Genomic DNA, 26480 nt, shown 5'->3' on the forward strand with positions numbered 1-26480 from the left:
GGAGGTCTGGTGGACGAGGTGCCGGTGGACGAGGTGCCGGTGGACGAGGTGCCGGTGGACGAGGTGCCGGTGGACGAGGTGCCGGTGGACGAGGTGCTGGTGGAGCGGCGGAACGGCGTCCTGCTCGTCACGATCAACCGGCCGGGGACCAGGAACGCGCTGAACCGGACGGTCGCGGAGACGGTGGCCGCGGCGGTCGACGAGCTGGACGCCGACGACGAGCTGCGGGTCGGCGTCCTCACCGGCGCCGGCGGCACCTTCTCCGCCGGCATGGACCTCAAGGCGTTCCTGCGCGGCGAGAGCCCGGCCATCGAGGGCCGGGGGCTGTGCGGCATCACCCAGACCCCGCCGCGCAAGCCGCTGGTCGCCGCGGTCGAGGGCTGGGCGCTCGCCGGCGGCTTCGAGCTGGTCCTCGCCTGCGACCTCGTGGTCGCCGCCGAGACCGCGCGCTTCGGCGTGCCGGAGGTCAAGCGGTCGCTCGTCGCCGCCGGCGGGGGCGCGCTGCTGCTGCCGACGCGGGTGCCGGCCAACGTGGCGATGGAGATGCTGCTCACCGGCGACCCGATCGACGCCCGGCGGGCCGCGGAGGTCGGCCTGGTCAACCGGCTCACCCCCGAGGGCGGCGCACTGGACGGCGCGCTGGCGCTGGCCGGGACGGTCGCGGCGAACGGCCCGCTCGCCCTGACCGCGACCAAGGCGGTGGTCCGCGGGAGCGCGGACTGGACGACCGCGGAGGGCTGGGCGCGCCAGGCCGACCTCGTCGCCCCGGTCTTCGCCAGCGAGGACGCCCGGGAGGGCGCCGCTGCCTTCGCCGAGAAGCGCCGCCCGGTCTGGCGCGGTCGCTGAGGGCCGTCGCCGAGGGCCGTCGCTGAGGGCCCCGCGCCGTCCGCGTGGACGGGCGTCCACGCTCGCAGGTCCGGGGCGCGGCCGGGACCTGCGCAACGGCCCGGTGCGGGACCCTGACGTGCCCTCCCTGGAGGGGATCAGCCAGGATGGAGTGCGTTCAGGGGGAGGAGGGCCACCGTGGGCAAGCACCGGGCACCTGACGCTGACCCCACCGACTTCGACGCCGCCACCAGCGCGCTCGTCGACGTCACCGGGGACTACGAGGTCGACGTCGCGCACACCCGGATCGGGATCCGTGCCCGGCACGCCATGGTGACCACCGTGCGCGGGTCGTTCGGCGACTTCAGCGGGACGGCACACCTCGACGTCGCCGATCCGGCGGCCAGTTCGGTGACGCTGCGCATCCGGACAGCCAGCATCGACACCGGCCAGGCCGACCGCGACGCGCACCTGCGCTCCGCGGACTTCCTCGACGTGGAGACGTATCCCGAGATCGTCTTCGTCTCCACCGACGTGGAGCAGGTCGACGAGGAGACGTACACGGTCACCGGTGACCTCACCATCCGGGAGACCACCCGGCCGGTGTCGGTGGACTTCACGCTGACCGGCTCGGCGAAGGACCCGTTCGGCAACACCCGGGTCGGCTTCGAGGGGGCGCTGGCGATCAAGCGCAGCGACTGGGGGCTGACCTGGAACACGCCCCTGGACACCGGCGGCGTGCTGGTCAGCGACCGCATCCAGATCGAGTTCGACGTCTCCGCCGTCCGCACCTCCTGAACCTCAGCGCGGGGGCAGCATCGAGCCCTCGGCCAGGTAGCGGGTGTGCCAGCTCAGGGCCTCGGCCAGCAGGTGCGGGGTGTGCCGGCCGGGCGACTCGCGCAGTGCCCGCTCGTAGTAGTCGCGCAGCGGCGGGCGGTAGTCCGGGTGGGCGCAGCGCTCGATGACCAGCTCCGCCCGGCGCCGCGGCGGCAGGCCGCGCAGGTCGGCCAGACCCTGCTCGGTGACGAGGACCGAGACGTCGTGCTCGGTGTGGTCGACGTGGCTGACCATCGGCACGATCGCCGAGATCGCGCCGCCCTTGGCCGTCGACGGGGTGGTGAAGATGGAGGTGTAGGCGTTGCGGGCGAAGTCGCCCGAGCCGCCGATGCCGTTCTGGATGCGGCTGCCCATGACGTGGGTGGAGTTGACGTTGCCGTAGATGTCGGCCTCGATCAGCCCGTTCATCGCCAGCACGCCCAGCCGCCGGATGACCTCCGGGTGGTTGCTGATCTCCTGCGGCCGCAGCAGGATCTGCTCGCGCAGCGTCTGCGCCTCGGCGTCGAAGCGCGCCATGCCCTCCGCGCTCAGCGAGAACGCGGTCGCCGACGCGGACACCATCCGGCCGGTGCTCAGCAGGTCGAGCATGCCGTCCTGGATGACCTCGGTGTAGGCGGTCAGCCCCTCGAAGGACGACGCCCCGAGCCCGGCGAGGACGGCGTTGGCGACGTTGCCCACGCCGGACTGCAGCGGCAGCAGCTCGCGTGGGACCCGGCCCCGGGCCACCTCGTGCTCGAGGAACTCGACGATGTGCCCGGCGATGGCCCGCGAGGCGTCGTCGGGGGCGGCGAAGCCGCTGTTGCGGTCCGGGGCGTCGGTCTCGACGACGGCCACGATCTTGTCCTCGGGGCAGCGCAGGTACGGCACGCCGATCCGCTCGTCGGGGCGGGTCAGCTGGATCGGCCGCCGGTGCGGCGGCAGCGCGGTGCCGTAGTAGACGTCGTGCATCCCGTCGAGCGCGGGGCTCTGCCACGCGTTGACCTCGAGGACCACCCGGTCGGCCCGGTCCAGCCAGGTCTTGTTGTTGCCCACCGACGAGGACGGCACCAGGTCGCCGTCGGCGGTGATGCCGCTGACCTCGACGACGGCGACGTCCAGCGGGCCGAGGAACCCCATCCACGCCATCTGGGCGACGTGCGACAGGTGGACGTCGATGTACTCCATGAGACCGCGGTTGATCTTGTCGCGGCTGACCGGGTCGGACTGGTAGGGCAGCCGCAGCTCGATGCCGTCGGCGGCGGCGAGCGCGCCGTCGAGCTCGGGAGCGGTGGAGGCGCCGGTCCAGACGTTGACCCGGAAGGGCTCGCCGGCGGCGTGGACGTCGTGTATCCGCTGCGCGAGGGCCTGGGGTACGGCCTTCGGGTAGCCGGCGCCGGTGAAGCCGCTCATGCCGACGGTGTCGCCGTGCCGGATGTGCCCGGCGGCCTCGTCGGCCGGGACGACCTTCCGTGCCAGCCCGGGATGGTGGATCCGTCCTGCGCCCGCCATGCGGGTCACGCTACGCGGACCGCGCCGATCCGGGAGGCCAGACCGCCAGCAGCGTGCGGACGGCGGTGACCAGCGCCGGCGGCTGGTCGAGCACCGGGTGGTGGCCGGCCTCGGGCAGGTCCACCACGGGCAGCCCGCCGGGGACGAGGGCCACCATCTCGGCGGCCATGTCCGGGGTGACCAGGCCGTGCTCGCAGCGGAGGAGCGCGGCGGGCGCCACCAGCCGGGGCAGCAGCCGGCGCACCAGCGGCCGGCTGCCGGAGGACGTGGGGTCGAACACCCACGTCCACCCGCCCTCGACCGCCCGCAGCGAGCCGCGAGCCACGTGCTCGCGGACGTAGGGCAGCTGGACCTCCTGCGGCGGCAGGGTGCGGAACCGGGCCACCGCCGTCTCGATCGGCGTGCACCCGCTGCCCCAGCGGCTGCTCGCGCAGCCTCTGCTCCTCGGGCGGCTGCCGGTCCAGCGGCGAGTCGATGGCGGCGACGCCGGCGACGTCGTCCCCGTGCTCGACGCCGACGGTCAGCGCCACCCAGCCGCCCGTGCCGTGCCCGAGCACCACCGGGCGGGAGAGGGTCCTCGGCGGCCGTGACGGCGAGCACCTCGCGGGCCCACTGCTGCATGCCGTAGCCCTCGAGCCGGCCGCCGTCGCCGTGGCCGCTCGGGTCGAGGGCGACGACCCGGTGCGTGCCGAGCAGCGGGGCGACGTGGTCGCACCAGCCGGAGTGCGCCGCGCCGCCGTGCACCAGCACCAGCCCGGGCCGGCCCGGCTCCCCCACGCGCGGTCGTGGACCCGGGTGCCGTCGACGGCGACGTCCCGGTGCTCGGGGGCGCTGGCCAGCGCGCGGGCGAACCAGGCGGGGACGGCCTCGCGGGTCTCCGCAGCTCCGGGGCGGGACATCGCGGCAGCTCGTCGGGGTCCGGGGCCCCGCACGTCGGGAGCCGCGACGGACGCCACGCAACGTCGTCCGGCGGCGGCCAGGGCCCCGCCGCGGGACGATGCCGACGTGCAGCGGGATCCCCAGGGGCGCGGGCAGACAGTCGTGCCGTTCCGGACGGCGGTGCGGGCCTGGTTCGTCATCTCGCTGCAGACCTTCGGCGGCCCGGCCGGGCAGATCGCGGTCATGCAGCGCACGCTCGTCGACGAGCACCGGTGGATCGGTCAGCGCCGGTTCCTGCACGCTCTGAACTACTGCATGCTGCTGCCCGGCCCGGAGGCCCAGCAGCTGGCCACCTACGTCGGCTGGCTGCTGCACGGCACCCGCGGCGGGCTGGTCGCCGGTGGGCTGTTCGTGCTCCCCGGGGTCGTGGCGCTGCTGGGGCTGTCGGCGGTCTACGTCGCCTTCGGCGACACCACCGCCGTCCTCGCCGTGTTCGCCGGGCTGGCCCCCGCGGTGCTCGCGATCGTCGCCCAGGCCGTGCAGCGGGTCGCGAAGCGGGCGCTGAACGGCCGGGCGCTGGTCGCGATCGCCGTCGCGGCGTTCGTCGCCCTCGCCCTGTTCGGCGTCCCGTTCCCGGTGGTCGTCGCGCTGGCCGGCGTCGCCGGCTGGGCGCTCGGCCGGTGGCGCCCGTCCGCGCTGCCGCAGCAGGGGGCCGCCGCCGGGGACGACGGCCCGCCGCCGGTCATCAGCGACGACGTCCTGCACACCGAGCCACCGTCCGCCCGCCGCACGCTGCGGGTGCTGCTGACCGGCCTGCTGGTGTGGGGCGTGCCGGTGGCCGCGGTCGCGCTGCTCACCGGTGCGGGCAGCGTGCTCACCCAGCAGGGCCTGTTCTTCTCCGGCGCGGCGGTGGTCACCTTCGGCGGGGCGTACGCGGTGCTGGCCTACGTGGCCCAGCAGGCGGTGGAGACCTACGGCTGGCTCGGGCCGCGGGAGATGGTGCGCGGCCTGGCGCTGGCCGAGACCACGCCCGGGCCGCTGATCATGGTGGTGCAGTTCGTCGCCTTCCTCGGCGCGCACCGCGACCCCGGCGCGCTGGACCCGTGGGTCGCCGCCGTCCTGGCCTCGCTGCTCGTCACCTGGGTGACCTTCGTGCCGAGCTTCCTGTTCGTGCTGCTGGGTGCGCCCTACATGGAGCGGCTGCGCGGCAACCGGTCGCTGTCGTCGGCGCTGACCGGGATCACCGCGGCGGTGGTCGGCGTGATCGCCAACCTGGGCGTGTACTTCGCCGTCCACACGCTGTTCTCGGGGACGGTCGGCGTCGACCGGGGGCCGCTGCACCTGGAGCTGCCCGACCTGGCCACGCTGCGCCCGGTTCCGCTGGCCATCGCCGTGGTCGCCGCGGTCCTGCTGTTCCGGGTCCGGTGGTCGGTGCTGCGGACCCTCGGCGGGTGCGCGCTGCTGGGGCTCGCCGCGGGGCTGGCCGGACTCCCCGTCGCGTGACGCCGATGAGTCCGGACGCCGCGCGCGGTCCGAAGCGCATGACTCCTCCGCCCCGCCCACCCGTCGGCCGGCCCCAGCGCAGCGGCCCGCTGGACACCGCGTTCACCGCGCCGCTGCAGCGCAGCCCGGCACCCGGCGGCTGGACCTACGTGCAGATGCCCGGCTCCGCGGAGTTCTTCGGCACCCGCGGGCTGGTGCGGGTGCGCGGCACGATCGACGGGCACCCCTTCCGCAGCTCCTTCATGGCCCTCGGTGACGGCACGCACAAGCTGCCGGTGACCGCGGAGGTCCGGCGGGCAATCGGCAAGGAGGCCGGTGAGCCGGTGACGGTGCACCTCGAGGAGCGGCTGGGCTGACCCGTCCGGCTCCAGGAGCCGCCGGGGCGCTGGCGTAGATTCCCCCCGTCAACGCCAGTTGCTGTCGACCGGAGGCGTGAGGACGACGTGAGGGATGGCGCAGTGCCCGCGGCGCCCGTCCTGGAGGCGCCGGCCGCCGACCCGCAGCGGCCCGCCGTCGCGGTCTTCGACGGTGAGTGGACGCTGGTGTCGGTCGACCAGGCCGCCGCGGACCTGCTCGGCCGCCGGCGCGAGGAGCTGGCCGGCCGCAACATCTGGATCGCGCTGCCCGAGCTGGCCGGCACGATCTTCCACAGCTTCCTGCTGCACGCCCGCAGCGTCGGCGGCCGGGTGACCTGGCGCGGCTTCTACCCGCCGGCGGGCTGCTGGCTGGACGCCACCGCGCACCGGGCCGGTGACCGCCTGCACGTCTCGCTGCGGCGCAGTTCCGGCCCGGCACCCGAGGGCGGGTCCGACCTCCCGGCCGGCGCGGCCGAGGACGACCGGCTGCGCTTCCTCGCCGAGGTCACCGAGTCGATGGTCAGCACCCTGGACCCGGGCGAGTCGGTGGCCACGCTGGTCGACCTCGTCGTCCCGCGGCTGTGCGACTGGGCCATCGTGACCGTGCTGGGGGACGACGGCGCCCCGGCCGACGAGGGCTGGGCGCACCGCGACCCGGCCCGGGCGGCCGACCTCGACCTGTACCTGAGCCGGAGGGTCCGCACCGCGGTGGACGACAACCCGATGGTGACCGCGCTGCTCACCGGCGAGCCGATCCACCTGCCGGTGCTCGACCCGGCGATGGTCGAGCCGGCGTTCGACGGCGACGAGGAGGTCCGCGCGGCCTGGGAGCGGCTGGACGCGGGCTCGATCACCGTCGTCCCGCTGCGGGCCCGGGCGGAGACCTTCGGCGTCCTCGGGCTGGTCAACGGCTCGGCGCGCCCCCCGCACAGCGAGATGGAGATCGCCACGGCGGTGGAGGTGGCCCGCCGCGCCTCGCTGGCCATCGACAACGCCCGGCTCTACGGCCGCCAGCTCGCCGTCGCCGAGACCCTCCAGCGCAGCCTGCTCACCCCGCCGCCGCAGCCCGACGACCTGGAGATCGCCGTCCGCTACCTGCCGGCGTCGAGCACGCTGCACGTCGGCGGCGACTGGTACGACGCCTTCCAGCAGCCCGACGGCGCGACGCTGCTGGTGATCGGCGACGTCGTCGGCCACAACGTCGACGCGGCCGCGGCGATGGGGCAGGTGCGCAGCATCCTGCGCGGCATCGCCTACGACCGGCAGGAGGAGCCGGCGCGGGTGCTCACCCGGGTCGACGCCGCGCTCACCGGCCTGCGGATCGGCACCCTGGCGACCGCGCTGATCGCCCGCATCGAGCAGCCGGGCGAGCTCGCCGGCAGCGGGCGCCGGGTGCTGCGCTGGTCCTCGGCCGGGCACCTGCCACCGCTGCTGCTGCGCGGGAACGGCCGGGTGGAGCTGCTGGCGAGCGAGCCGCAGACGCTGCTGGGCGCGGAGTCGACCCGCCCCCGGACCGACGCGGTGGCCGAGGTCGGCGCCGGCGACACGCTGCTCTTCTACACCGACGGGCTGGTCGAGCAGGGCCGCACCGGCATCGACGAGGGCACCGACCGGCTGGTGGCCGCAGTCCGCGAGCTGGGTTCGGTCCCGGTGCACCGGCTGTGCGACGCGCTGATCGAGCGGATCGTCGGGCGCCGGCCGGAGGACGACGTCGCGATCGTCGCCGTCCGCTGCGCCGCGCAGGGCGGCGCCCCGGCCGGCTGAGGGAAGCTTCCGCGGAGGACTCTTGGCTGCTCAGGGTGCGGACGGCGTGGCAGCGCGTCACGATGAGTGGCGGCACCGGGGCGTCCGGGCCGAGTCCCCGCCGAGGAGGCAGCCGTGATCGGACGACCGACGACCCGGAGGGGTCCGGGCGGAGGTCGTCCCGGTGCCCCCTCGCCGGCGACGACCGGGCGGTCCGTGGTGGTCTTCGCCGACCCGGACGAGGACGGCGCGGCGACGCTGCGCCGGCTGGCCGGGCTCTCGGACGTCGTCGACTCCCGCGACGCCGAGCCGGGGGACGTCGACGCGCAGGCGCTGCGGCGGGCCGACGCGGTCGTCTTCCCCGGGCTCGGGCTGGCCGTGGCCGCCGTCGACCCGCAGCGGCTGGCCGGCGACGGGTCGGTGCTCGCCGTGACGCCCGAGCTGGTCCACTCCGTGCTGCCGGAGGTCCCCGAGGGCTACCTCGCCGGGTACCGGGACGCCGTCACCGACCTCGCCGGGCGGCTGCTCGACCTGCCCGGGGACGCCGCCGAGCCCACCACCCCGCCCTTCGCCGACACCCCGCAGTACACCTGGGGGTTGCAGGCCACCGGGGTGCCGGCCGCGCCGCGCACCGGCCGCGGCATCCGGGTGGCCGTGCTCGACACCGGCGTCGATCTCGCCCACCCCGACCTCGCCGGCCGCGCGGTCACCGCCACCTCCTTCGTCGCCGGCGAGTCGCCGCAGGACGGGCACGGTCACGGCACGCACTGCGTGGGCACCGCCTGCGGCCCGCGCACCGCGCAGGGGTCCCGCGGCTACGGCGTCGCCCCCGACGCGGAGGTCTTCGTCGGGAAGGTGCTCAGCGACGAGGGTTCGGGCACCGACGCCGAGATCCTCGCCGGCATCGCCTGGGCGGTGCGCAACGGGTGCCAGGTGATCTCGATGTCGCTGGGCGCCGACGTCGCCGCTCCCAGCCCGGCCTACACGGCGGCGGGCCGGCGGGCGCTGGACCAGGGGTCGCTGATCGTGGCGGCCGCGGGCAACAACGCCGACCGGGAGAACGGGGACGTCGGCTTCGTCGGCGTGCCGGCCAACAGCCCGGAGATCCTGGCCGTCGGCGCGCTGGACCCCACCCTGGCGGTCGCCGGGTTCTCCGCCCGCAGCAGCGCCGTCCCCGGTGGCCAGGTCGACCTGGCCGGACCGGGGGTGGACGTGTACTCGTCGTGGCCGCTGCCGGACTGCTACCGCACGATCAGCGGTACCAGCATGGCGACGCCGCACGTCGCCGGGCTGGCCGCGCTGTGGGCCGAGGAGACCGGTCTGCGCGGGCGGGAGCTGTGGCAGACCCTGACCCGGGCCGCGCGGCGGTTGACCGCCCCCTCGGTGGACGTGGGCTCGGGGCTGCCCCTCGCGCCGCGGGAAGAGCCCACCCCGGCGGGGCCGCCCGGGGCTACCGTTCCCCTGTGACCGCTGTGATCGTCACCGTCGACGACGCGCACCGCGCCCAGCTGGACGCGGTCGCCGAGGCGCTGCGCGGGCGCGGTCTGCAGGTCGAGCAGGTGCTCTCCGAGGTGGGGCTGATCGCCGGGCAGTTGCCGGGCGGACAGGCGCTGGGGGAGCTGCGGATCGAGGGCGTGGCGGCGGTCGAGGAGGCGCGCACCGTCCGGTTGCCCCCGCCGGACGCGCCGGTCCAGTAGCCGCTGGGCGGGCTCCGCAGCCCGGTTGTCGCGCCGGGTGCGCGCCGTCAGAGTGGAGGGCGTGCACCGCCTGAGCTCCGGGTCCGAGCCGCCGAGCGGCGCCTTCCGGGTGGTGCACGAGGACGCCGGCCCGGTGCTGCACCTGCACGGTGACGTCGACGAGCCGCTGGTCCGGCAGATGCGCGCCGAGGGCCTGGACGAGCGCGAGCTGGTCGCGGTGCAGGTCGCCGCGGTCGGCTACATCGACTCGACCGGCCTGGCGCTGCTGGTGCGCTGGGCGCAGTCCGCTGCCCGCGACGGCCGGCCGGCGGTCCTGCGGTCCGCCTCGCCGTGGTTCCGCAAGGTGCTCGACCTCGCCGGCATCTCGGTGCTCTTCGTCCTCGAGGACGACGGCCGGGCCTGACCGGCCCGCGGGTCCGCGGACCGCCCGCCTACAGTCCGCGGGGCGGCCCGCCGGGGCCGAGGAAGGGAGGCGACCGTGGACCGAGCACCGGTCATCGCGCTGCTGGGACTGGGGGAGGCCGGGTCGGAGATCGCCCGCGACCTGCTCGCCGCGGGTGCCGACGTCCGTGGGTACGACCCGCGGGTGGGCCCGCCCCCCGGGGTGCTGCCTCGGGCCGACGAGGCCGCCGCGGTGGCCGACGCCGACCTGGTGCTCAGCGTGAACAGCGCCGCCGACGCCCCCGTCGCGCTGCGCAACGCCCTGCCCGGCCTGCGCCCGGGCACGGTGTGGGCCGACCTGAACACCGCCGCGCCCGGCGTCAAGCGGGACCTGGCCGCGGCCGTCGCCGGCCGGGGCGTGCCGGTGGCCGACGTGGCGCTGCTGGCCACGGTCCCCGGGCGGGGGCTGCGCACGCCGATGCTGGTCTCGGGGGACGGCGCCCGCTCCTACGCGCAGGTGCTGGCCGGCTTCGGTGTGACCGTCGAGCTGCTGGAGGGCCCGCCCGGCGCGGCCATCTCCCGCAAGCTGCTGCGCAGCGTCTTCTGGAAGGGCGTGGCCGCCGCCGTGGTCGAGGCGGTGGAGGGCGCGGAGGCGGCCGGGGTCGCCGACTGGCTGCGCGGCGACATCGGCGCCGAGCTGGACCGCTTCACCGCCGCCGACGTGGAGACCTTCGTGGCCGGGTCGCACCGGCACGCCCGCCGCCGGTCAGCGGAGATGGCCGCGGCCGCCGAGCAGCTGCGCGACCTCGGCGTGCCGTCGCGGGTCGCGGAGGCCGCCCGGGACCAGCTGGCCGCCCTCGTCGAGCGGGGGACCGAGCCCGCCGGCTGAGCGTCCGTCCCGGGACTCCTGCGTCCCGGAGCGGGTGGCCGGCCTCGGCCACCACCACCCTCGGCGGAGGACGCGCGGGACGCATCCTGCGCTTCTTCGGGACCCAGCTGCGGGCGGCCCGAGCACGTGCGCACCTGCTCGCCCCGCCGAGTGCTGCGAACCGGTGGCCATCAGCCGCTGATCACCACGACGTGGTAGCACTCGACGAGGGGAGGGCACGCAGTGCAGGCGGCCCGCCGGTCGGCTTCACCGGCCACGCGGGTCGGTCCAGCGCGGAACGGGAACGGCGGCCGCCTGGCGCCGCCGGCGGTGGGCGGCCATGCGCACCGGGGCGTCGGCGGTGCCGTAGCCGTCGTAGCCGCCCAGGCGCTGCACCACCTCGAAGAAGACCCGGTCGCCGAGCACCTCGGTGGCCAGGTGCAGGTAGCCGCCGGCGCCGTCCTCCTCGTACATGAGGTCGTGCTCCCGGATCGCGGCCAGCACCTCGGCGGGCAGGTCGAAGCGCGCCTCGAGGTCGTCGGCGTAGTTGTCCGGCAGCGGCAGCAGCGGCGCCCCGGCCGCGCGCAGCGCCGCGGCGGTGGCGACCAGGTCGTCGGTGGCCAGGGCGACGTACTGCGGCTCGGGCACACCGGGCGCCCAGCCACCGCGGCGCAGCGTCGCGGCCGACAGCGCCAGCCGCACGGAGCGGTCCGGGTCGGTGACCGCGCGGGTGCGGACCAGCCCGAACGGCGCGGCCAGCTCGGTGACCTCCTGCGACTCCAGGCCGAGCACGGCGCGGTAGAACAGCCCCGCCTCGTCGAAGGAGTCGAACGGCTGGGTCAGCCCCACGTGGTCGACGCCGGTGATCCCCGCACCCGGCCCCGCCTGCTGCCCGGTGGGCAGGAAGTCGGCGGGCCAGCCGTCGGGAACGGTGCGGGTGAAGAAGACCTGGGTACCGTCGGGCGCGGCCACAGCCGACAGCTCCGCCTCCGCGGCGCCGCGGGTGCGGGGCAGGACCGGGGCGCTCATCGCCTCGGCGCGCGCGGCCGAGCGGCCCGGGTCGGCGCTCTCCAGGCCGAGCGCGACGACCGAGGCGACCCCGGTGGCGGCCGGGCGGACGACGTCGGCCCGATTGTCGTAGGCGTTGAGCAGCACCCGGGCGTGGTTCTGCTCCCACAGCTGCACCGGCTTGGAGCGGTGCTGCCCGGTGTGGGTGAAGCCGAGCGCGGCGAGCACCTCGGCGGCCCGCAGCCCGGACACCCCGTCGACGCCGAGCTCGGTGAACGACCAGCCCGACAGCGCCGGCGCGGCCGGGGGCGGGATCAGGCCGGACGCCGGTTCGCGCAGCGCGAGCGCCTCCTCCAGCCACTGCAGCGAGCGCATCGCGTCGACCGCCGTGCGGGCCGGGTCGGCCTGCCGGTAGACGTCGTTGAAGACCTCCAGCGACAGCGGCCCGGCGTAGCCGGTGGCGAGCACGGCGGCGACGAAGCCGGGCAGGTCGAAGCTGCCCTGCCCGGGGAAGAGGCGGTGGTGGCGGCTCCACTGCAGGACGTCCATGGCCAGTCGCGGCGCGTCGGCCAGCTGCAGGAAGAACAGCTTCTCCCCGGGGACGTCGGCGAAGCCGGCCGGGTCCCCGCCGCGGGAGAGCACGTGGAAGCTGTCCAGGCACAGCCCGAGGGCGGGGGAGCCCGCGCGCCGGACGGCGTCCCACGACCGCTCCCAGGTCGAGACGTGCCGGCCCCAGGCCAGCGCCTCGTAGGCGATCCGCAGACCGCGGTCCCCGGCGCGGGCGGCGGCGGTGGCCAGTTGCCCGGCCAGCCGGTCGGCGTCGTCGACGGCGTCCGGCGCGACCGAGGAGCAGACCAGCACGGTGTCGACGCCGAGCTGTGCCATCACGTCGAACTTGTGCTCGGCCCGGCGCAGGTTGCGGGCGAAGCGGTCGTCGTCGGTGGAGTCCAGGTCGCGGAAGGGCTGGTAGAGGTCGATGGACAGATCCAGGTCCGCGCAGCGGGCGGCCAGCTCGGCCGGGGACCAGGGCGAGGCGACCAGGTCGGGCTCGAAGACCTCGATGCCGTCGAACCCGGCGGAGGCCGCCGCGGCGATCTTGTCCTCGAGCGTGCCGGAGAGGCAGACGGTCGCGATGGCCCGGCGGCAGTGCCCACGTCCCGTGGCCCCCTGCAGGGTCCCGCCACGAGCCTTCGAGTGGTGGGGGGGACGAGGTCCGCTACTGGACACGGACGTCGGAGACCAGCGTGGTGAAGTGGGCCAGCATCCGTTCGGCGTCGGGCTCGACGCCGGTGAACAGCCGGAAGGCGTCGACGGCCTGGAACACCGCCATGCCGCCACCGTCGAGCACCCGGCAGCCCAGCTCCCGGGCGGTGCGCACCAGCGCGGTCTCCAGCGGCCGGTAGACGATGTCGGCCACCCACAGCCCGGGGCGCAGCAGGTCGGCGTCCAGTGGCAGCCCGGGGTGGGCGGCCATGCCGGTGGGGGTGGCGTGCACCAGCCCGTCGGCGCGTTCCAGCGCCGCCGGTAGCGCGCCGAGGTCGCCGCCCTCGGCGCGGTCGGCGCCGAAGCGCCCGCCCAGCGAGTCGGCGAGCTCACCGGCCCGCCGGCCGTCCACGTCGAGAACGGTCAGCCGGCGGGTGCCGAGGGTGAGCAGCGCGTGCGCGACCGCTGCCCCGGCGCCGCCGGCGCCGAGCAGCACCACCCGGTCCAGCGGGGCCTCGGGCAGGCCCCGGTCGAAGGCCCGGGCGAAGCCGGACCAGTCGGTGTTGTGCCCGACCGCCCGGCCGTCGCGGAGGACGACGGTGTTCACCGCGCCGAGGGCGGCGGCGTCGGGGGAGAGCTCGTCGAGGTGCGGGATGACGAGCTGCTTGCAGGGGTGGGTGACGTTGAGCCCGTCGTAGCCGGCCAGCCGCGCGGCGGCGAGGATCTCGCCGATCGCCGATGCCGGCCTCTGCAGCCGGTCGAGGTCCAGGCGCCGGTAGAGGTAGCGCAGGCCCAGCTGGTCGGCCTCGCGCTCGTGCAGCGGTGGGGTCAGCGATGGGCCGATGCCGCTGCCGACCAGACCGACCAGGAATTCCTGCGCGCCGTCCGTCACGGGACCGCCCCCTCTTATGTACCAACTGGTGAGTTGTTGTGCAGCAGACCACATCCGGCCGCCGAGCGCCAGCCGTTGCCGGTGGATCACGGCTGTCCGCGAGCCGGGGGTTGTGCTCTCCGCCACGCTAATGTACCAATTAGTTCATTGCGGACGTGGTGCCGGTCACCGCGCTCGCTCTCCGCACCGAGCACCGCCGTCCCGCGCCCACCGGCGCACCCCCTTCCCTCTCAGGAGGACCGATGCGCGACGCAGTGGCCGAGCCCGGCTCGCACGAGCCCAGCGAGTTCAAGAAGACGCCCAAGAAGGCCGCGGCCAGCGGCTGGATGGGCAGCGCGCTGGAGTACTACGACTTCTTCATCTACGCCCAGGCCGCCGCCCTGGTGTTCCCGACGCTCTTCTTCCCGGAGTCCGACCCGCAGATCGGCATCATCATCTCGCTGGCCACCTTCGGGGTGGGCTACGTCGCCCGGCCGATCGGCGCGTTCGTCCTGGGCCACTGGGGTGACACCCGCGGCCGCAAGAACGTGCTGGTGCTCTGCATGCTGCTGATGGGCGTGTCCACGTTCCTCGTCGCGCTGCTGCCCACGTACCAGCAGGTCGGCCTGCTGGCCCCGGCGCTGCTGGTGGTGCTGCGGCTGGTGCAGGGCTTCGCCGTGGGCGGGGAGATCTCCGGCGCCAGCGCGATGATCGTCGAGCACGCCCCCTTCGGCCGGCGCGGCTACTACGCCAGCTACACCCTGCAGGGCGTGCAGGCCGGGCAGATCCTCGCCGCCGCGGTGTTCCTGCCGCTGGCGGCGATCCTGCCCGAGGAGGCGTTCCAGTCCTGGGGCTGGCGGATCCCGTTCCTGCTGTCCGCCCTCGTGGTGGTCGCCGGCGTCATCATCCGGCGCCGGGTCGACGAGACGCCGGTCTTCCAGGAGGAGGCCGTGCACGGCGAGGTGCCCAAGGCGCCGATCGTCCAGGCGGTCCGGGAGAGCGGTACGGACATGCTCCGGGTGGTCTGCATGGCGCTGATGAACGCCGTCCCGGTGGCGACCACCGTGTTCGGCGCCACCTACGCCACGCAGGAGGCGTACGGCATCGAGTTCAGCGCCGCGACCTACCTGTGGATCTCCGTGGTGGGCAACGCGGTCGCCGTGCTGCTGATCCCCTACGTCGGCAACCTGTCCGACCGCATCGGCCGGCGGCCCTGCATCATCGTCGGCGCGCTGGGGTCGACGGCGCTGTCCTTCGCCTACCTCTACGCGATCAGCCAGGGCTCCGTGGTCTGGGCCTTCGTCTTCGCGATCCTGATGTGGGGCATCGTCTACCAGGGCTACAACGCGGTCTTCCCGGCCTTCTACCAGGAGCTCTTCCCGACCCGGACCCGCGTCACCGCCTTCGCGGTCTCGCAGAACCTGGGCACGATGATCACGGCGTTCCTGCCCACCCTGTACGCGATCATCGCCCCTGGCGACGCCAACGTGCCGCTGATCGTCGGCGGCATCACCTTCGGCATCGGGATCATCGCGGCGACGGCCGCCTGGTCGGCCCGGGAGACCCACCGGGTGCACATGGACGACCTGGGCCGCGACGACGCCCCGGTGGTGCCGCGCGAGGAGTACGAGCGCATCCGCGCCTCGCGCTGAAACACCTCTACCCGGTGGCCGGGCCGACCTCGGTCGGCCCGGCCACCTAGGCTCGAGGTCCAGCCCACTGCCCGGGAGGAACCGCCGTCGTGCCGCCGTCCGCCGCCCAGCCGCTGCCCGACGAGGCCGTCCGCTCGGTCGCTGCCGTGCCTGGTCCGCCGCGGCAGCGGGACGCCGAGCGCACCCGTGCCGAGATCCTCGACGTGGCCACCAGCGAGTTCGCCGACCGGGGCTACGCCGGGGCGCGGGTCGACGAGATCGCCGCCAAGACCAGCACGACCAAGCGGATGATCTACTACTACTTCGGCGGCAAGGAACAGCTCTACATCGCCGTCCTGGAGCGGGCCTACAAGCGGATCCGCAGCCTCGAGCAGGGGCTCGACGTCGAGCACCTGGACCCGGTGCAGGCGGTGCGGGAGCTCGCCGGCCTCACCTTCGACCACCACGAGGCGCACCCGGACTTCATCCGGTTGGTGAGCATCGAGAACATCCACCGCGCCGAGCACATCTCCCGTTCCGAGGCGCTGTCCGGGCTGGCCAACCCCGTCCTGGACGTCCTCGGCCGGATCCTCGAGCGGGGCTGGGACGCCGGGCTGTTCCGGGACGACGTCGACGCCCTGGACGTGCACCAGGTGATCAGCTCCTTCTGCGTCTTCCGGACGGCGAACCGGCACACCTGGCGTGCCCTGTTCGGCCGGGACATGCTCGACCCGGAGCGGCGCGACCAGCAGCGCCGGGTGCTCGGCGACCTCCTCGTCGCCTACCTCACCGCCCGCTGAGCACGCGCCGCCGCCCCGAGTGCGACGAACTCCTGGCCGTCGACCGCTGATCGCCCCGGGTTCGCAGGACTCGGCGACGGGAGGGGACGCGGTCTCAGTGCAGGCGGGACTGCCAGTCGGCCGGCACCCGGCCGCGCGGGCCCGGTGCCGGCTGGTCCAGCGGGTGGTGGGCGGGCGGCGCGAGCTCGGGGCCGGGGACGACGTCCCCGCGGGCGAAGTCCCAGAACCAGCTCTCCCCGGGCTCGTAGCTGCGGATCACCGGGTGCCCGGTCTCGGCGGCGTGCCGGCGGGCGTGCTGTGAGGGGGAGGAGTCGCAGCAGCCGACGTGGCCGCAGGCGGCACACCGGCGCAGGTGGAACCACCACCCGCCCGTGGCCTCGCACTCCAGGCAGCCCGCGCCGCTCGGCGGCACGGACGGGTCGATCGCAGCGGCAGCGTCCACGGCCGTCACGGTAGGGACGGCGCCCGCTCCCCGGAAGCCGGTGCGCGGCCGGCGGGGCACACTCGGTCCGGGGGGACGGAGGTCAGCATGGGGACGGTCAGCCTCTCGGGGGAGGACTTCGCAGCGGCGACGCAGGCCGCGGGCATCGTGCTGGTCGACTTCCGGGACGCGGGGTCCGGCTCGAGCCGGGCCTTCGCGCAGGTCTTCGACGCCGCCGCGCACCGCCACCCGGACCTGCGCTTCACGACCGTCGACCTCCGCGCCGAGCCGGGGCTGGCCGCGGCGGTCGGGGTGCAGCGGGCGCCGAGCCTCATGGTCTTCCGCGACGGCGTGCCGGTGTTCGCCGAGCCGGGCTGGCTGCCCGAGGACTCCGTCGAGCTGCTCATCGCCACCGTCCGCGGGCTCGACATGGTGGCGGTGCGCGAGACCTTCCCGGAGCCGGTCCACCGCGGCTGAGCCGCCGCGAGGCTGTCGCGCCGCAGCTACACCGGGCTAGCGTGGCCGGCACCCGGCAACGACGCCGTCCTCCACACCTCATCGGTCCGGCAGGGCCGGACAGGAGGCCGCCATGGGCCGACCCGTGCTGCTCACCGTCGACGACGACCCGCAGGTCTCCCGCGCCGTCGCCCGTGACCTGCGCCGGCACTACGGCGAGCACTACCGGGTGCTGCGCGCCGGCTCCGGCGCCGAGGCCCTCGAGGCGCTCCGGGAGCTCAAGCTGCGCGGCGACCCGGTGGCGGTGCTGCTGGCCGACCACCGGATGCCGGAGATGAACGGCATCCAGTTCCTCGAGCGGGCCATGGACCTGGTCCCGCGGGCCCGCCGCGCGCTGCTCACCGCCTACGCCGACACCGACGCCGCCATCGCGGCGATCAACGACGTCGACGTCGACGCCTACCTGCTCAAGCCCTGGGATCCGCCCGACGAGAAGCTCTACCCCACGGTCGACGCCATGCTGACCGCCTGGCACGAGACCCCCGACCCGGAGGTGCACGGCGTCAAGCTGGTCGGTCACCGCTGGTCGGCGCCGTCCTTCCGCGCCCGTGACCTGCTGGCCCGCAACGCCGTCCCGTACCGCTGGTTCAGCGCCGACGAGCCGGACGGCCGGCGGATCCTCGCCGCGGCCGGGGCCGGCCCGGACGACGTCCCGGTCGTCGTCACCGCCGACGCGCAGGTGCTCAAGCACCCGGGCGAGGCCGAGCTGGCCGCCGTGGTCGGGCTGGCCGTCGACCCGCGGGAGGAGTTCTACGACCTGGTGGTCGTCGGCGGCGGGCCGGCCGGGCTCGGCGCCGCCGTGTACGGCGCGTCCGAGGGGCTGCGCACCGTCCTGGTCGAGCGGGAGGCCACCGGCGGGCAGGCCGGGCAGAGCAGCCGGATCGAGAACTACCTCGGCTTCCCCGACGGGGTCTCCGGTGGGCAGCTGGCCGACCGCGCCCGCCGCCAGGCCGTGAAGTTCGGCACCGAGCTGCTGCTGGCCCGCGACGTGGTGGCGCTCGAGGCGCACGGACCCAAACGGGTGCTCCGCCTCGACGACGGCCGCGGCATCGCCGCGCACGCCGTCGTCCTGGCCACCGGCGTCTCCTACCGCAGCCTCGGCGTGGACGGCGTCGACGACCTCACCGGCCGCGGCGTCTACTACGGCTCGGCGATGACCGAGGCGGCGGAGTGCGCCGACAGCGACGTCTACGTCGTGGGCGGGGCCAACTCGGCGGGCCAGGCGGCGGTGTTCTTCTCCCGCTACGCCCGCTCGGTGTGCCTGCTGGTCCGGGGGGCGTCGCTGGAGGCGTCGATGTCGGCCTACCTGGTCGAGCAGATCGCCGGCATCGGGTCGATCTCCGTGCGCACCTGCACCACCGTGGCCGGCGCACAGGGCGACGGGCACCTCGAGGCGGTCACCGTCGAGGACGCGCGGACCCGCGAGCGGGAGACGCTGCCGGCCAGCCACCTGTTCGTCTTCATCGGCGGCGCGCCGCGCACCGGCTGGCTCGACGGCGCGGTCGTCCGCGACGAGCGCGGGTTCATCCCCACCGGCCCGGCGCTGCTCCGCGAGGGGCGCCGTCCCGCCGGCTGGGACCTGGACCGCGACCCGTACCTGCTGGAGACCAGCCTGCCCGGCGTGTTCGTCGCCGGGGACGTGCGGGCGGACTCGGTGAAGCGGGTCGCCTCGGCCGTCGGCGAGGGCGCGATGGCGGTCACCCTCGTGCACCGCTACCTGGGGGAACGGTGACGACGGCGGCCGAGCGGCTCGCGCCGGCCGAGCTGCGCGGGCTGTTCCTCTTCGCCGACCTGGACGACGGGCAGCTGGCCTGGGTCGCCGACCACGCCGTCGTCGTCGGGTACCCCGCCGGCACGGAGGTGTCGGTCGAGGGGGAGCCGGCCCGGTGCTTCTCGGTGCTCCTCGAGGGGACGCTCGCCATGTCCCGCCGGGTCGGCGGCAGCGAGGTCGAGACCGTGCGGACGTCGCACCGCGGCGTGTACTCCGGTGCGGTGCAGTTCTACGTCGGCGAGCGGGTCGACCAGCGCTACCCGGCGACGGTCCGTGCGGTGACCGACTGCCGCTTCCTCGAGCTGCCCGCAGCCGAGTTCGCCGCACAGTTCCGGCGCTGGTACCCGATGGCGGTGCACCTGCTGGAGGGCATGTTCATCGGCCAGCGGAACGCCGCGGAGCTGGTGGGGCAGCGCGAGCGGCTGCTCGCCCTCGGCAAGCTGACCGCCGGGCTCACCCACGAGCTGAACAACCCGGCCGCGGCCGCGTCGCGGGCGGCCGCCGCGCTGCGGGAGCGCTTCGCCGGGATGCGGCACAAGCTGGCCCTGCTCTCGGAGGGCCGGCTCGACGGCGCGGTGCTGCGCGCGCTCACCGGGCTGCAGGAGGAGCTCGTCGCCCGCGTGGGCACCGCCCCGGAGCTCCCCGCGCTGGAGCGGTCCGACCGCGAGGACGAGCTCGGCGACTGGCTGGACGACCGCGCCGTGGGCGGCGCGTACGAGCTGGCCGGGATCTTCGTCGGCGCGGGCCTGGGCCCGGCGGACCTGCAGCGGGTCGCCGACGCCGTGGCGCCGGACGACCTGGAGCCCGCGCTGCGCTGGCTGGCCTACGCGGTGGAGACCGAGTCGCTGCTGAGCGAGATCGCCGACAGCACGGGCCGCATCTCCGGCCTGGTCGAGGCCGCCCGCCAGTACTCCCAGCTCGACCGGGCCCCGCACCAGCCCACCGACCTGCACGCCGGGCTGGACGCCACTCTGGTCATGCTCAGCGCCAAGACGCCACCGGGCGTCCGGGTGGTCAGGGACTACGACCGGTCGCTGCCGCCGGTGCCCGGCTTCCCCGGGGAGCTCAACCAGGTGTGGACCAACCTGGTCGTCAACGCGCTGGACGCGATGACCGGAGAGGGCAGGGCGGGGGAGGGGACGCTCACCCTGCGCACCGCCCGGGACGGCGACTGCGCGCTGGTGGAGGTCGCCGACACCGGCCCGGGCATCCCCGAGGAGCTGCGGCAGCGGGTGTTCGAGCCGTTCTTCACGACCAAGCCGGTCGGCCAGGGCACCGGTCTGGGCCTGGACGTCTCCTACCGCGTCGTCGTCACCCGGCACGGCGGGGACCTGCGGGTGAGTTCCCGCCCGGGGGACACCCGGTTCCAGGTGCGCCTCCCGCTGACCGAGGCAGCCGCCGTCCCCGGTTAGGCGGGACCGGCCGGCTCAGTCCGCCGTCAGCGCCAGCAGGACCCCGGTGGTCAGCCCGACGGTGGCGTGGCCGACCAGGCCGCGGGCGTGGCTGACCAGCGGGTACTGCCGGGCCGTGGGCAGCGCGGTGCCCTCGTCGACCACCAGCCAGGCGGCCGCACCGACGGCCAGCCCGGCGGTGACCGGGTGCTTCCCGCGCCGGGCGAGCAGGGCCGCCAGGACGCCGTAGGTGGTGCCGAGCGTCCGGTGCACGGCCAGCCCCACCCGGCCGGCGGCCGCGTCGTCGAGCTCCCGCCCACGGGCCGCGCCCAGCTGGCGGCCGAGCTGCACCAGCATGCCGCCGGGCGTGATCTCCTCCTCGCGCCGCCGCGAGGCCTCGCTCTGGCGGGCGTGGAAGGCACCGGTGACGGCGTCCATCGTGCGGCTGGCGACGTAGCCGGCCAGCGCACCGGTTCCGAGCGTGCGGCGGAGTCCCGACATGGCCTCTCCCAGGGAGCGCAGGTCCTGGCAGTGTCCGGCCGGGGTTCCCGGGCCGGGAAGTGCCGGAGGTCATCCGCTCCCGCGTGCCGGACGGGCGGCACGGGTAGCCCCCGGTGCGTCCCTCCCGCACCACCCTGGAGACCGCCCCGTGACGGCTCGGCCGATCGTCCACGACACACCTCCCGAGGCCGACGCCGACCGGTACGAGCCCGATCCCCGCCGCTGGCGGGCGCTGTCGGTCACCCTCGTCGCCGGCTTCATGAGCCTGCTCGACGTCAGCATCGTGTCGGTGGCGCTGCCGACGCTGCAGCGCGACCTCGGGGCTTCCGCGGCGGCGGTCCAGTGGGTGGTCTCCGGCTACGCGCTCACCTTCGCGCTGATGCTCGTCCCGGCCGGCCGGCTGGGTGACGCCCTCGGCCGGCGGCGGATGTTCCTGGTCGGGCTGGCCGGCTTCGTGCTGTGCAGCGCGGCAGCAGGGGCGGCGCCGTCCGTGGGTCTGCTCATCGCCGCGCGGCTGGCGCAGGGGCTGGCCGCCGGGGTCCTCGCGCCGCAGAATTCCGGGCTCATCCAGCAGCTGTTCCGCGGCGGTGAGCGCGGCCGGGCGTTCGGTCTGTTCGGCGCGGTCGTCGGGGTGTCCACCGCGGTGGGCCCGATCGTCGGCGGGCTGCTGCTGCAGGTGGCCGACTGGCGGTGGATCTTCTACGTCAACGTGCCGATCGGCGTCGTCGCGTTCGTCCTCGCCTGGCGGCTGCTGCCCCGGAGCGGAGCGGGCGGGCGCGGGCACATCGACGTCGGCGGGGTGCTGCTGCTCGGCGGCGGGGCGCTGGCCCTGCTGCTCCCGCTGGTGCAGGCGGAGGCCGGCGGCCTGTCCCGGCTGTGGTGGCTCTTCCCGGTCGGCGCGCTCGTGATGGGCGGGTTCGTCGGCTGGGAGCGGCGGGTGGTCCGGCGCGGCGGGGAGCCGGTGTTCGACCCGCGGCTGGTCACCGAGACCCGCGGCTACGGCCTCGGGGCGGCGCTGGGCACCGTCTACTTCGTCGGCTTCAGCGGCATCTGGCTGGTCTTCGCGCTGTTCTTCCAGACCGGCCTGGGGCTCACGCCGCTGCAGTCCGGGCTGGCGGTCACCCCGTTCGCGCTGGGCTCCGCGACCGCGGCCGTGGTGGCCGGGCGGCTGGTCGAGCGCGTCGGGCGGCTGCTCACCGTCGTCGGCCTGGTCGGGGTGCTGATCGGTCTGGGGGCGACGGTCGCCGTCCTGCTGCTCGTGCCGGCCGACGCCGTCCCCTGGGCGGTGGCCCCCGCGTTGCTGGTGGGCGGGCTCGGCGGCGGTTTCGTCATCTCGCCGAACATCACCATGACGCTGCGCGACGTGCCGGTGCGGATGGCCGGCGCGGCCGGGGGCGGGCTGCAGACCGCGCAGCGCTTCGGCGCGGTCATCGGGACGGCGGCGCTGCCCGGTCTGTTCTACGTCGTCCTCGGCGCCACCGCCCAGGACTACCCGGCCGCAGCGGCCGCGGGCCTGGTCGTCGCCCTGGCCGGGATCGCCGCGGCCCTCGTGCTCGCCGTCGTCGACCTGCGCCGCACCCGGCGGGAGGAGGCCGCCGACCGCGAGGACCGCGACCGCGAGGACCACCACCACGAGGACCGCGACGCCGGCCACGGCCACGGGCACGCCGCCCACTCCTGACCCGACGAGGGCGCCCGGTCCTGGACAGGACCGGGCGCCCCCGGGGAACGCAGTGCGGGTCAGCGCACCGAGGACTGCGCCAGCCCGGCCTGCGCGTCCCCGGCGTCGCGCTGGCCCGGGCCGGCGTTGGTCGCGTCGGCGGGGAGGTTGTCGTCGCTGGAGCCCCCGCCGTGGCCGTCGTCGTCGAGCATGGTCTCCTCGTCGAAGGGCCGGTTCCCGGCGAGGACGGCGTCGAGCTGCTCGCGGTCGAGCTCCTTGGTCCAGGTGGCGATCAGGACGGTGGCGATCGCGTTGCCCGCGAAGTTGGTCACCGCCCGCGCCTCGGACATGAACCGGTCGATGCCGACGATCAGGCCGACGCCGTCCAGCAGGTCCGGACGGTGGGCCGAGAGCCCGCCGGCCAGCGTGGCCAGGCCGGCGCCGGTCACACCGGCGGCCCCCTTCGAGGCGATGATCATGAAGGCCAGCAGCCCGATCTGCTCACCGATCGACAGCGGGTCGCCCAGCGCCTCGGCGATGAACAGCGAGGCCATCGTGAGGTAGATGGCGGTGCCGTCGAGGTTGAAGGAGTACCCGGTCGGGACGACGATGCCGGCGACCGGCTGGCTCACCCCGGCGTGCTCCATCTTCGCGATCAGCCGCGGCAGCGCGGTCTCCGACGACGACGTCGAGACGATCAGCAGGAACTCGCGGCCCAGGTACTTGAGCAGCGAGAAGACGTTGATCTTCGCGACCACCCGCAGGATCAGGCCCAGGATGACGAACACGAACACCGCGCAGGTCGCGTAGAAGCCCAGCATGATGATCGCGAGGCTCTTCAGCGCGTCGATCCCGGTCTCGCCGACGACGGCGGCGATGGCGCCGAAGGCACCGATCGGCGCGACCCACATGACCATCGCGAGGATGCGGAACACGAGCTTCTGGAAGTGGCCGATGCCGCGCAGGAGCGGCTCGCCGGCGCGGCCCATGGCCTGGATGGCGAAACCGGTGAGCAGGGCCACCAGCAGCGCCTGCAGCACCGAGCCCTCGGTCAGCGCCGACACCAGCGTGGTCGGGATCAGGCCGAGGATGAAGTCGGTGGTGCCGCCGGACTCCTCGGCCGTGCCCGCCAGCTCGGCGCCCTCGCCGCGCAGCTCCTCGGAGAGCTGCAGACCCTCGCCGGGGCTCAGGATGTTGCCGACGACCAGACCGATCGCCAGGGCGACGGTCGACATGAGGATGAAGTAGCCCAGCGCCAGGCCACCGATCCGGCCGACCTTGGCCGCCTGCCGGATGGCGCCGATGCCCAGCACGATGGTGCAGAAGATGACCGGCCCGATCAGCATCTTGATCAGCCCGACGAACGCGGTGCCGAGCCACTTCAGCGAGACGGCGAACTCGGGGAAGGCGAAGCCGACCGCGATGCCGGCGAGCACCGCGCCGATGACCGCGAGGTAGAGCCAGTGCGTCCGGTCGCGCCGCTTCGCGGGCGGTGGCGCGGTGGCAGCGGTGCCTGAGGCCATGACTGCTCCTGGGGTGTGGGGGTGGGGGCGGCCCGGGAGGTGGGCCACAGCACAGACGGTCCGGGCCGCGGTGACCGCCGTCACGCATTCGTTCATTGCGTACACGCCGGTCGCGGCGCGGGGCCCCGCACGCGGGACACTCGCGGGCGTGCGCGTCCCCGCCTTCCTCTCGCACCGCGGCCGGGGTGACGCGAGCCTGGCGAGGCGGCTGCTGCTCCTGCAGGCGCTCGTGGTGGCCGTCGTCGTCCTGACCATGACCGCGGTCGCCTACCGCCAGGCGCAGCAGGCGGTGCGGCAGGCGGCCGAGGAGGAGACCACCGCGATCGTCGCCGGCCTCGCCGACTCCCCGCTGGTGCGCTCGGCGGTGACCGGGCCGGACCCGACCGCGGTGCTGCAGCCCTACGTCGAGGAGGTCCGGGCCGACACCGGGACGTCGTTCATCACCGTCCTGTCGCCCGACCGCACCCGGTTCACCCACCCCGACCCGCGGCAGATCGGCAGGCCGTTCATCGGCACGATCGACCGCGCGCTGGCGGGGGAGGTCTTCACCGAGACCTACACCGGCACGCTGGGCCCGTCGGTGCGCGCCACCGGCCCGGTGCTGGACGACGACGGCGCCGTGGTGGCCGTGGTGTCGGCCGGGGTCACCGTGGAGGCGATCGGGGATGACCTCGCCGCCGCCGTCCCCGGCATCCTCGGGACGGCGGCCGCGACGCTGGCCGTCGGCGCGCTGGGCAGTGCGGCGCTGTCCCGGCGGCTGCGGCGGCAGACCCACGGGCTGTCCCCGGCGCAGCTGGCGCGGATGGTCGACTACCACCACGCCGTGCTGCACGCCGTCCGCGAGGGCCTGCTCCTGGTGGACGACGAGCAGCGGGTGCAGCTGGTCAACGACGAGGCGCGGCGGCTGCTCGGGCTGACCGACGACCCCACCGGCCGGCACGTCGGCGAGCTCGGCCTACCGCCGGAGCTGACCGCGGCGCTCAGCCAGCAGCGCACCGCCGTCGACGAGGTGCACGTGACCGGCACCCGGGTGCTGGTGGTCAACCAGGCCCCACCGCGGCCGGAGGGCCGCTCGGCCGGGGCGGTGGTGACCCTGCGCGACCACACCGAGCTGCAGGCGCTGACCGGCGAGCTGGACAGCGTGCGCTCCTTCGCCGAGTCGCTGCGCGCCCAGGCGCACGAGGCGGCCAACCGGCTGCACACCACCGTGTCGCTGGTCGAGCTCGGCCGCACCCAAGAGGCGATCGACTTCGCGACCGCCCAACTGGCCTCGGCCCAGCAGCTCACCGACCGCGTGGTCGACGCCGTCGGCGACCCGGTGCTGACGGCGCTGCTGCTGGGCAAGGCCGCGACGGCGCACGAGCGCGGCGTGCTGCTGGAGGTGGACCCGGCGACGGCGGTGGGGGTGACCGGCATCCCCGCCGGCGACCTGGTCACGATCGTCGGCAACCTGCTCGACAACGCGATCGACGCCGCGCTGGCCGGGGAGCCGCCGCGGGAGGTGCAGTTCGCCGCGGAGGTCGACGGCGGGCGACTGGAGATCCGGGTCGAGGACACCGGCCCGGGCGTGCGGGAGGAGGACCTGCCGCGGCTGTTCGAGCGCGGCTGGAGCACCAAGGAGACGACCGCGGCGCCCGCCGGGCTCGGCCGCGGGCTGGGGCTGGCGCTGGTCGCCCAGGCCGTCGCCCGGCACGGCGGCACGCTCACCGTGCGGCCGGGCCCGGGCGCGCTGTTCACCGTCACGCTGCCCGTCGGGGTGCCGGCGGTGTCCCGGTGATCCGCGTGCTGGTGGTGGAGGACGAGCCGGTCGCCGCGGAGGCCCACCGCGCCTACGTCGACCGGACGCCGGGCTTCACCACCTCGGCGGTCGCCGGCACCGGCGCCGCGGCCCTCGACGCGCTGGCCCGCCAGCCGGTCGACCTGGTGCTGCTGGACATGAACCTGCCCGACGGGCACGGCATCGACCTGTGCCGGCGGATCCGCGGCGCCGGCGCGCAGGTCGACGTCCTCGCCGTCACGTCCGCTCGCGAGCTGGCCACGGTGCGGGCCGCCGCCGCGCACGGCGTCGTCGGCTACCTGCTCAAGCCGTTCACCTACCCGGCGCTGCGCGACCGGCTGACCGCCTACGCCGAGTACCGCCGGCGGCTGCGCGCCGGCGGGGACGCCGCCGGGCAGGACGACGTCGACCGCGTGCTCGGCGGCGTGCGCCCCTCCCGCTCCGCGCCGCTGCCCAAGGGGATGGGCCGGGAGACCCTCGACGCCGTCGTCGCCGCCGTCCGTGCCGCCGGTGAGGGGCTGTCGGCCGCGGAGACCGCCGAGCTGATCGGCGCCTCGCGCATCACCGCCCGCCGCTACCTCGAGTACCTCGCCGACACCGGGCTGGTCGACCGGGCCCCCCGCTACGGCGGCGCGGGCCGCCCGGAGCTGGAGTACCGCTGGCGCTGAGCCGCGTCAGCCCCGGCTGATCGGTCGACCGGATCGGCCGCTGGGAGCCGACCGGTTGCCGGTCACGGAGCGTTCCGCCGTGCAGGGGGAGGGCCCTGCGACCCTGGCGTGCCTCCGAGACCCGAGAAGCGTGGCCTGCGCCCCGGAAGCGCCGACTGTGCC

At 75.4% G+C, this 26480-nt stretch carries 24 protein-coding genes; 17 read left to right on the forward strand and 7 right to left on the reverse strand.

The genetic code is table 11. The annotated features are described in order from the left end of the window. The first annotated feature begins 9 nt into the window (after positions 1-9). Both BUB17_RS02690 and BUB17_RS02695 read left to right on the forward strand, forming a co-directional pair. On the forward strand, positions 10-846 hold the full coding sequence (locus BUB17_RS02690) for a crotonase/enoyl-CoA hydratase family protein (RefSeq protein ID WP_244276849.1): 837 nt from the start codon (positions 10-12) through the stop codon (positions 844-846). Positions 847-1023: 177 nt separating this feature from the next. Continuing rightward, the gene (locus tag BUB17_RS02695) at positions 1024-1623 is read left to right on the forward strand and encodes a YceI family protein (RefSeq protein ID WP_072912843.1); all 600 of its coding nucleotides are present in this window, start codon (positions 1024-1026) and stop codon (positions 1621-1623) included. 3 nt (positions 1624-1626) lie between these two features. Here BUB17_RS02695 and BUB17_RS02700 read toward each other — a convergent pair whose 3' ends face one another. Then, positions 1627-3150 (reverse strand): acetyl-CoA hydrolase/transferase family protein, encoded by a 1524-nt coding sequence (locus BUB17_RS02700; protein WP_072913675.1) that lies wholly within the window; start codon positions 3148-3150, stop codon positions 1627-1629. A gap of 10 nt (positions 3151-3160) precedes the next feature. Beyond that, positions 3161-3535 (reverse strand): alpha/beta fold hydrolase, encoded by a 375-nt coding sequence (locus tag BUB17_RS27600; protein ID WP_244276851.1) that lies wholly within the window; start codon positions 3533-3535, stop codon positions 3161-3163. 620 nt (positions 3536-4155) lie between these two features. Between BUB17_RS27600 and chrA the strand changes: the two genes are divergently transcribed. From chrA to BUB17_RS02740, 7 genes are all read left to right on the forward strand, one after another. Further along, positions 4156-5532: a chromate efflux transporter gene (gene chrA, locus BUB17_RS02710; RefSeq protein WP_072912846.1), complete on the forward strand. Its 1377-nt coding sequence runs from the start codon at positions 4156-4158 to the stop codon at positions 5530-5532. A gap of 38 nt (positions 5533-5570) precedes the next feature. Further along, positions 5571-5888: a DUF1905 domain-containing protein gene (locus tag BUB17_RS02715; RefSeq protein WP_072913677.1), complete on the forward strand. Its 318-nt coding sequence runs from the start codon at positions 5571-5573 to the stop codon at positions 5886-5888. Positions 5889-5990: 102 nt separating this feature from the next. Further along, positions 5991-7652 (forward strand): PP2C family protein-serine/threonine phosphatase, encoded by a 1662-nt coding sequence (locus BUB17_RS02720; RefSeq protein WP_072912849.1) that lies wholly within the window; start codon positions 5991-5993, stop codon positions 7650-7652. Between the two features lie 195 nt (positions 7653-7847). Next, a complete protein-coding gene (locus BUB17_RS02725) occupies positions 7848-9098 on the forward strand; it encodes a S8 family serine peptidase (protein ID WP_244276853.1) in 1251 nt (416 codons plus the stop codon). After that, a complete protein-coding gene (locus tag BUB17_RS02730; protein WP_141242882.1) occupies positions 9095-9328 on the forward strand; it encodes a ketohydroxyglutarate aldolase in 234 nt (77 codons plus the stop codon). The genes BUB17_RS02725 and BUB17_RS02730 overlap by 4 nt, the downstream gene beginning before the upstream one ends. 61 nt (positions 9329-9389) lie before the next feature. Then, positions 9390-9731 (forward strand): STAS domain-containing protein, encoded by a 342-nt coding sequence (locus tag BUB17_RS02735; protein ID WP_072912880.1) that lies wholly within the window; start codon positions 9390-9392, stop codon positions 9729-9731. Between the two features lie 75 nt (positions 9732-9806). After that, positions 9807-10598: an NAD(P)-dependent oxidoreductase gene (locus tag BUB17_RS02740; protein ID WP_072912884.1), complete on the forward strand. Its 792-nt coding sequence runs from the start codon at positions 9807-9809 to the stop codon at positions 10596-10598. A 246-nt stretch (positions 10599-10844) separates the two neighbouring features. Here BUB17_RS02740 and BUB17_RS02745 read toward each other — a convergent pair whose 3' ends face one another. Next, entirely contained in the window at positions 10845-12812 is a 1968-nt protein-coding gene (locus tag BUB17_RS02745) for a sugar phosphate isomerase/epimerase and 4-hydroxyphenylpyruvate domain-containing protein (protein WP_244276855.1), read from the reverse strand. Further along, positions 12802-13680 (reverse strand): shikimate dehydrogenase, encoded by an 879-nt coding sequence (locus BUB17_RS02750; RefSeq protein WP_072912909.1) that lies wholly within the window; start codon positions 13678-13680, stop codon positions 12802-12804. Before BUB17_RS02750 ends, BUB17_RS02745 begins: the two co-directional genes overlap by 11 nt. A 242-nt stretch (positions 13681-13922) precedes the next feature. Here BUB17_RS02750 and BUB17_RS02755 point away from each other — a divergent pair, with 242 nt between their 5' ends. Beyond that, positions 13923-15311 (forward strand): MFS transporter, encoded by a 1389-nt coding sequence (locus tag BUB17_RS02755; protein WP_072912912.1) that lies wholly within the window; start codon positions 13923-13925, stop codon positions 15309-15311. Positions 15312-15400: 89 nt separating this feature from the next. Next, the gene (locus BUB17_RS02760) at positions 15401-16090 is read left to right on the forward strand and encodes a TetR/AcrR family transcriptional regulator (RefSeq protein ID WP_208983299.1); all 690 of its coding nucleotides are present in this window, start codon (positions 15401-15403) and stop codon (positions 16088-16090) included. 94 nt (positions 16091-16184) lie between these two features. Here the strand turns inward: BUB17_RS02760 and BUB17_RS02765 are convergent, their stop codons facing one another. Continuing rightward, on the reverse strand, positions 16185-16532 hold the full coding sequence (locus BUB17_RS02765; protein WP_072913685.1) for a UBP-type zinc finger domain-containing protein: 348 nt from the start codon (positions 16530-16532) through the stop codon (positions 16185-16187). Between the two features lie 87 nt (positions 16533-16619). Between BUB17_RS02765 and BUB17_RS02770 the strand changes: the two genes are divergently transcribed. From BUB17_RS02770 to BUB17_RS02780, 3 genes are all read left to right on the forward strand, one after another. Beyond that, entirely contained in the window at positions 16620-16988 is a 369-nt protein-coding gene (locus BUB17_RS02770; protein WP_072912915.1) for a thioredoxin family protein, read from the forward strand. Between the two features lie 112 nt (positions 16989-17100). After that, positions 17101-18759 (forward strand): NAD(P)/FAD-dependent oxidoreductase, encoded by a 1659-nt coding sequence (locus BUB17_RS02775; protein ID WP_072912918.1) that lies wholly within the window; start codon positions 17101-17103, stop codon positions 18757-18759. After that, a complete protein-coding gene (locus BUB17_RS02780; RefSeq protein WP_072912921.1) occupies positions 18756-20210 on the forward strand; it encodes an ATP-binding protein in 1455 nt (484 codons plus the stop codon). The genes BUB17_RS02775 and BUB17_RS02780 overlap by 4 nt, the downstream gene beginning before the upstream one ends. Positions 20211-20225: 15 nt before the next feature. Here the strand turns inward: BUB17_RS02780 and BUB17_RS02785 are convergent, their stop codons facing one another. Beyond that, positions 20226-20690: a hypothetical protein gene (locus BUB17_RS02785; RefSeq protein ID WP_072912924.1), complete on the reverse strand. Its 465-nt coding sequence runs from the start codon at positions 20688-20690 to the stop codon at positions 20226-20228. Positions 20691-20838: 148 nt separating this feature from the next. On the opposite strand from BUB17_RS02785, the gene BUB17_RS02790 reads away from it, so the two are divergent. Then, entirely contained in the window at positions 20839-22371 is a 1533-nt protein-coding gene (locus BUB17_RS02790) for an MFS transporter (RefSeq protein WP_072912927.1), read from the forward strand. Between the two features lie 59 nt (positions 22372-22430). Here BUB17_RS02790 and BUB17_RS02795 read toward each other — a convergent pair whose 3' ends face one another. After that, positions 22431-23873 (reverse strand): cation:dicarboxylate symporter family transporter, encoded by a 1443-nt coding sequence (locus BUB17_RS02795; RefSeq protein ID WP_072912930.1) that lies wholly within the window; start codon positions 23871-23873, stop codon positions 22431-22433. A gap of 148 nt (positions 23874-24021) precedes the next feature. Between BUB17_RS02795 and BUB17_RS02800 the strand changes: the two genes are divergently transcribed. Further along, positions 24022-25650 (forward strand): sensor histidine kinase, encoded by a 1629-nt coding sequence (locus BUB17_RS02800; RefSeq protein WP_072912933.1) that lies wholly within the window; start codon positions 24022-24024, stop codon positions 25648-25650. Further along, entirely contained in the window at positions 25647-26318 is a 672-nt protein-coding gene (locus BUB17_RS02805; protein ID WP_072912936.1) for a response regulator, read from the forward strand. The genes BUB17_RS02800 and BUB17_RS02805 overlap by 4 nt, the downstream gene beginning before the upstream one ends. The last annotated feature ends 162 nt before the right edge of the window (positions 26319-26480 follow it).

This window comes from Geodermatophilus obscurus, from assembly GCF_900143215.1.
In the GTDB taxonomy this organism is placed as follows: Bacteria; Actinomycetota; Actinomycetes; order Mycobacteriales; family Geodermatophilaceae; genus Geodermatophilus; species Geodermatophilus obscurus_A.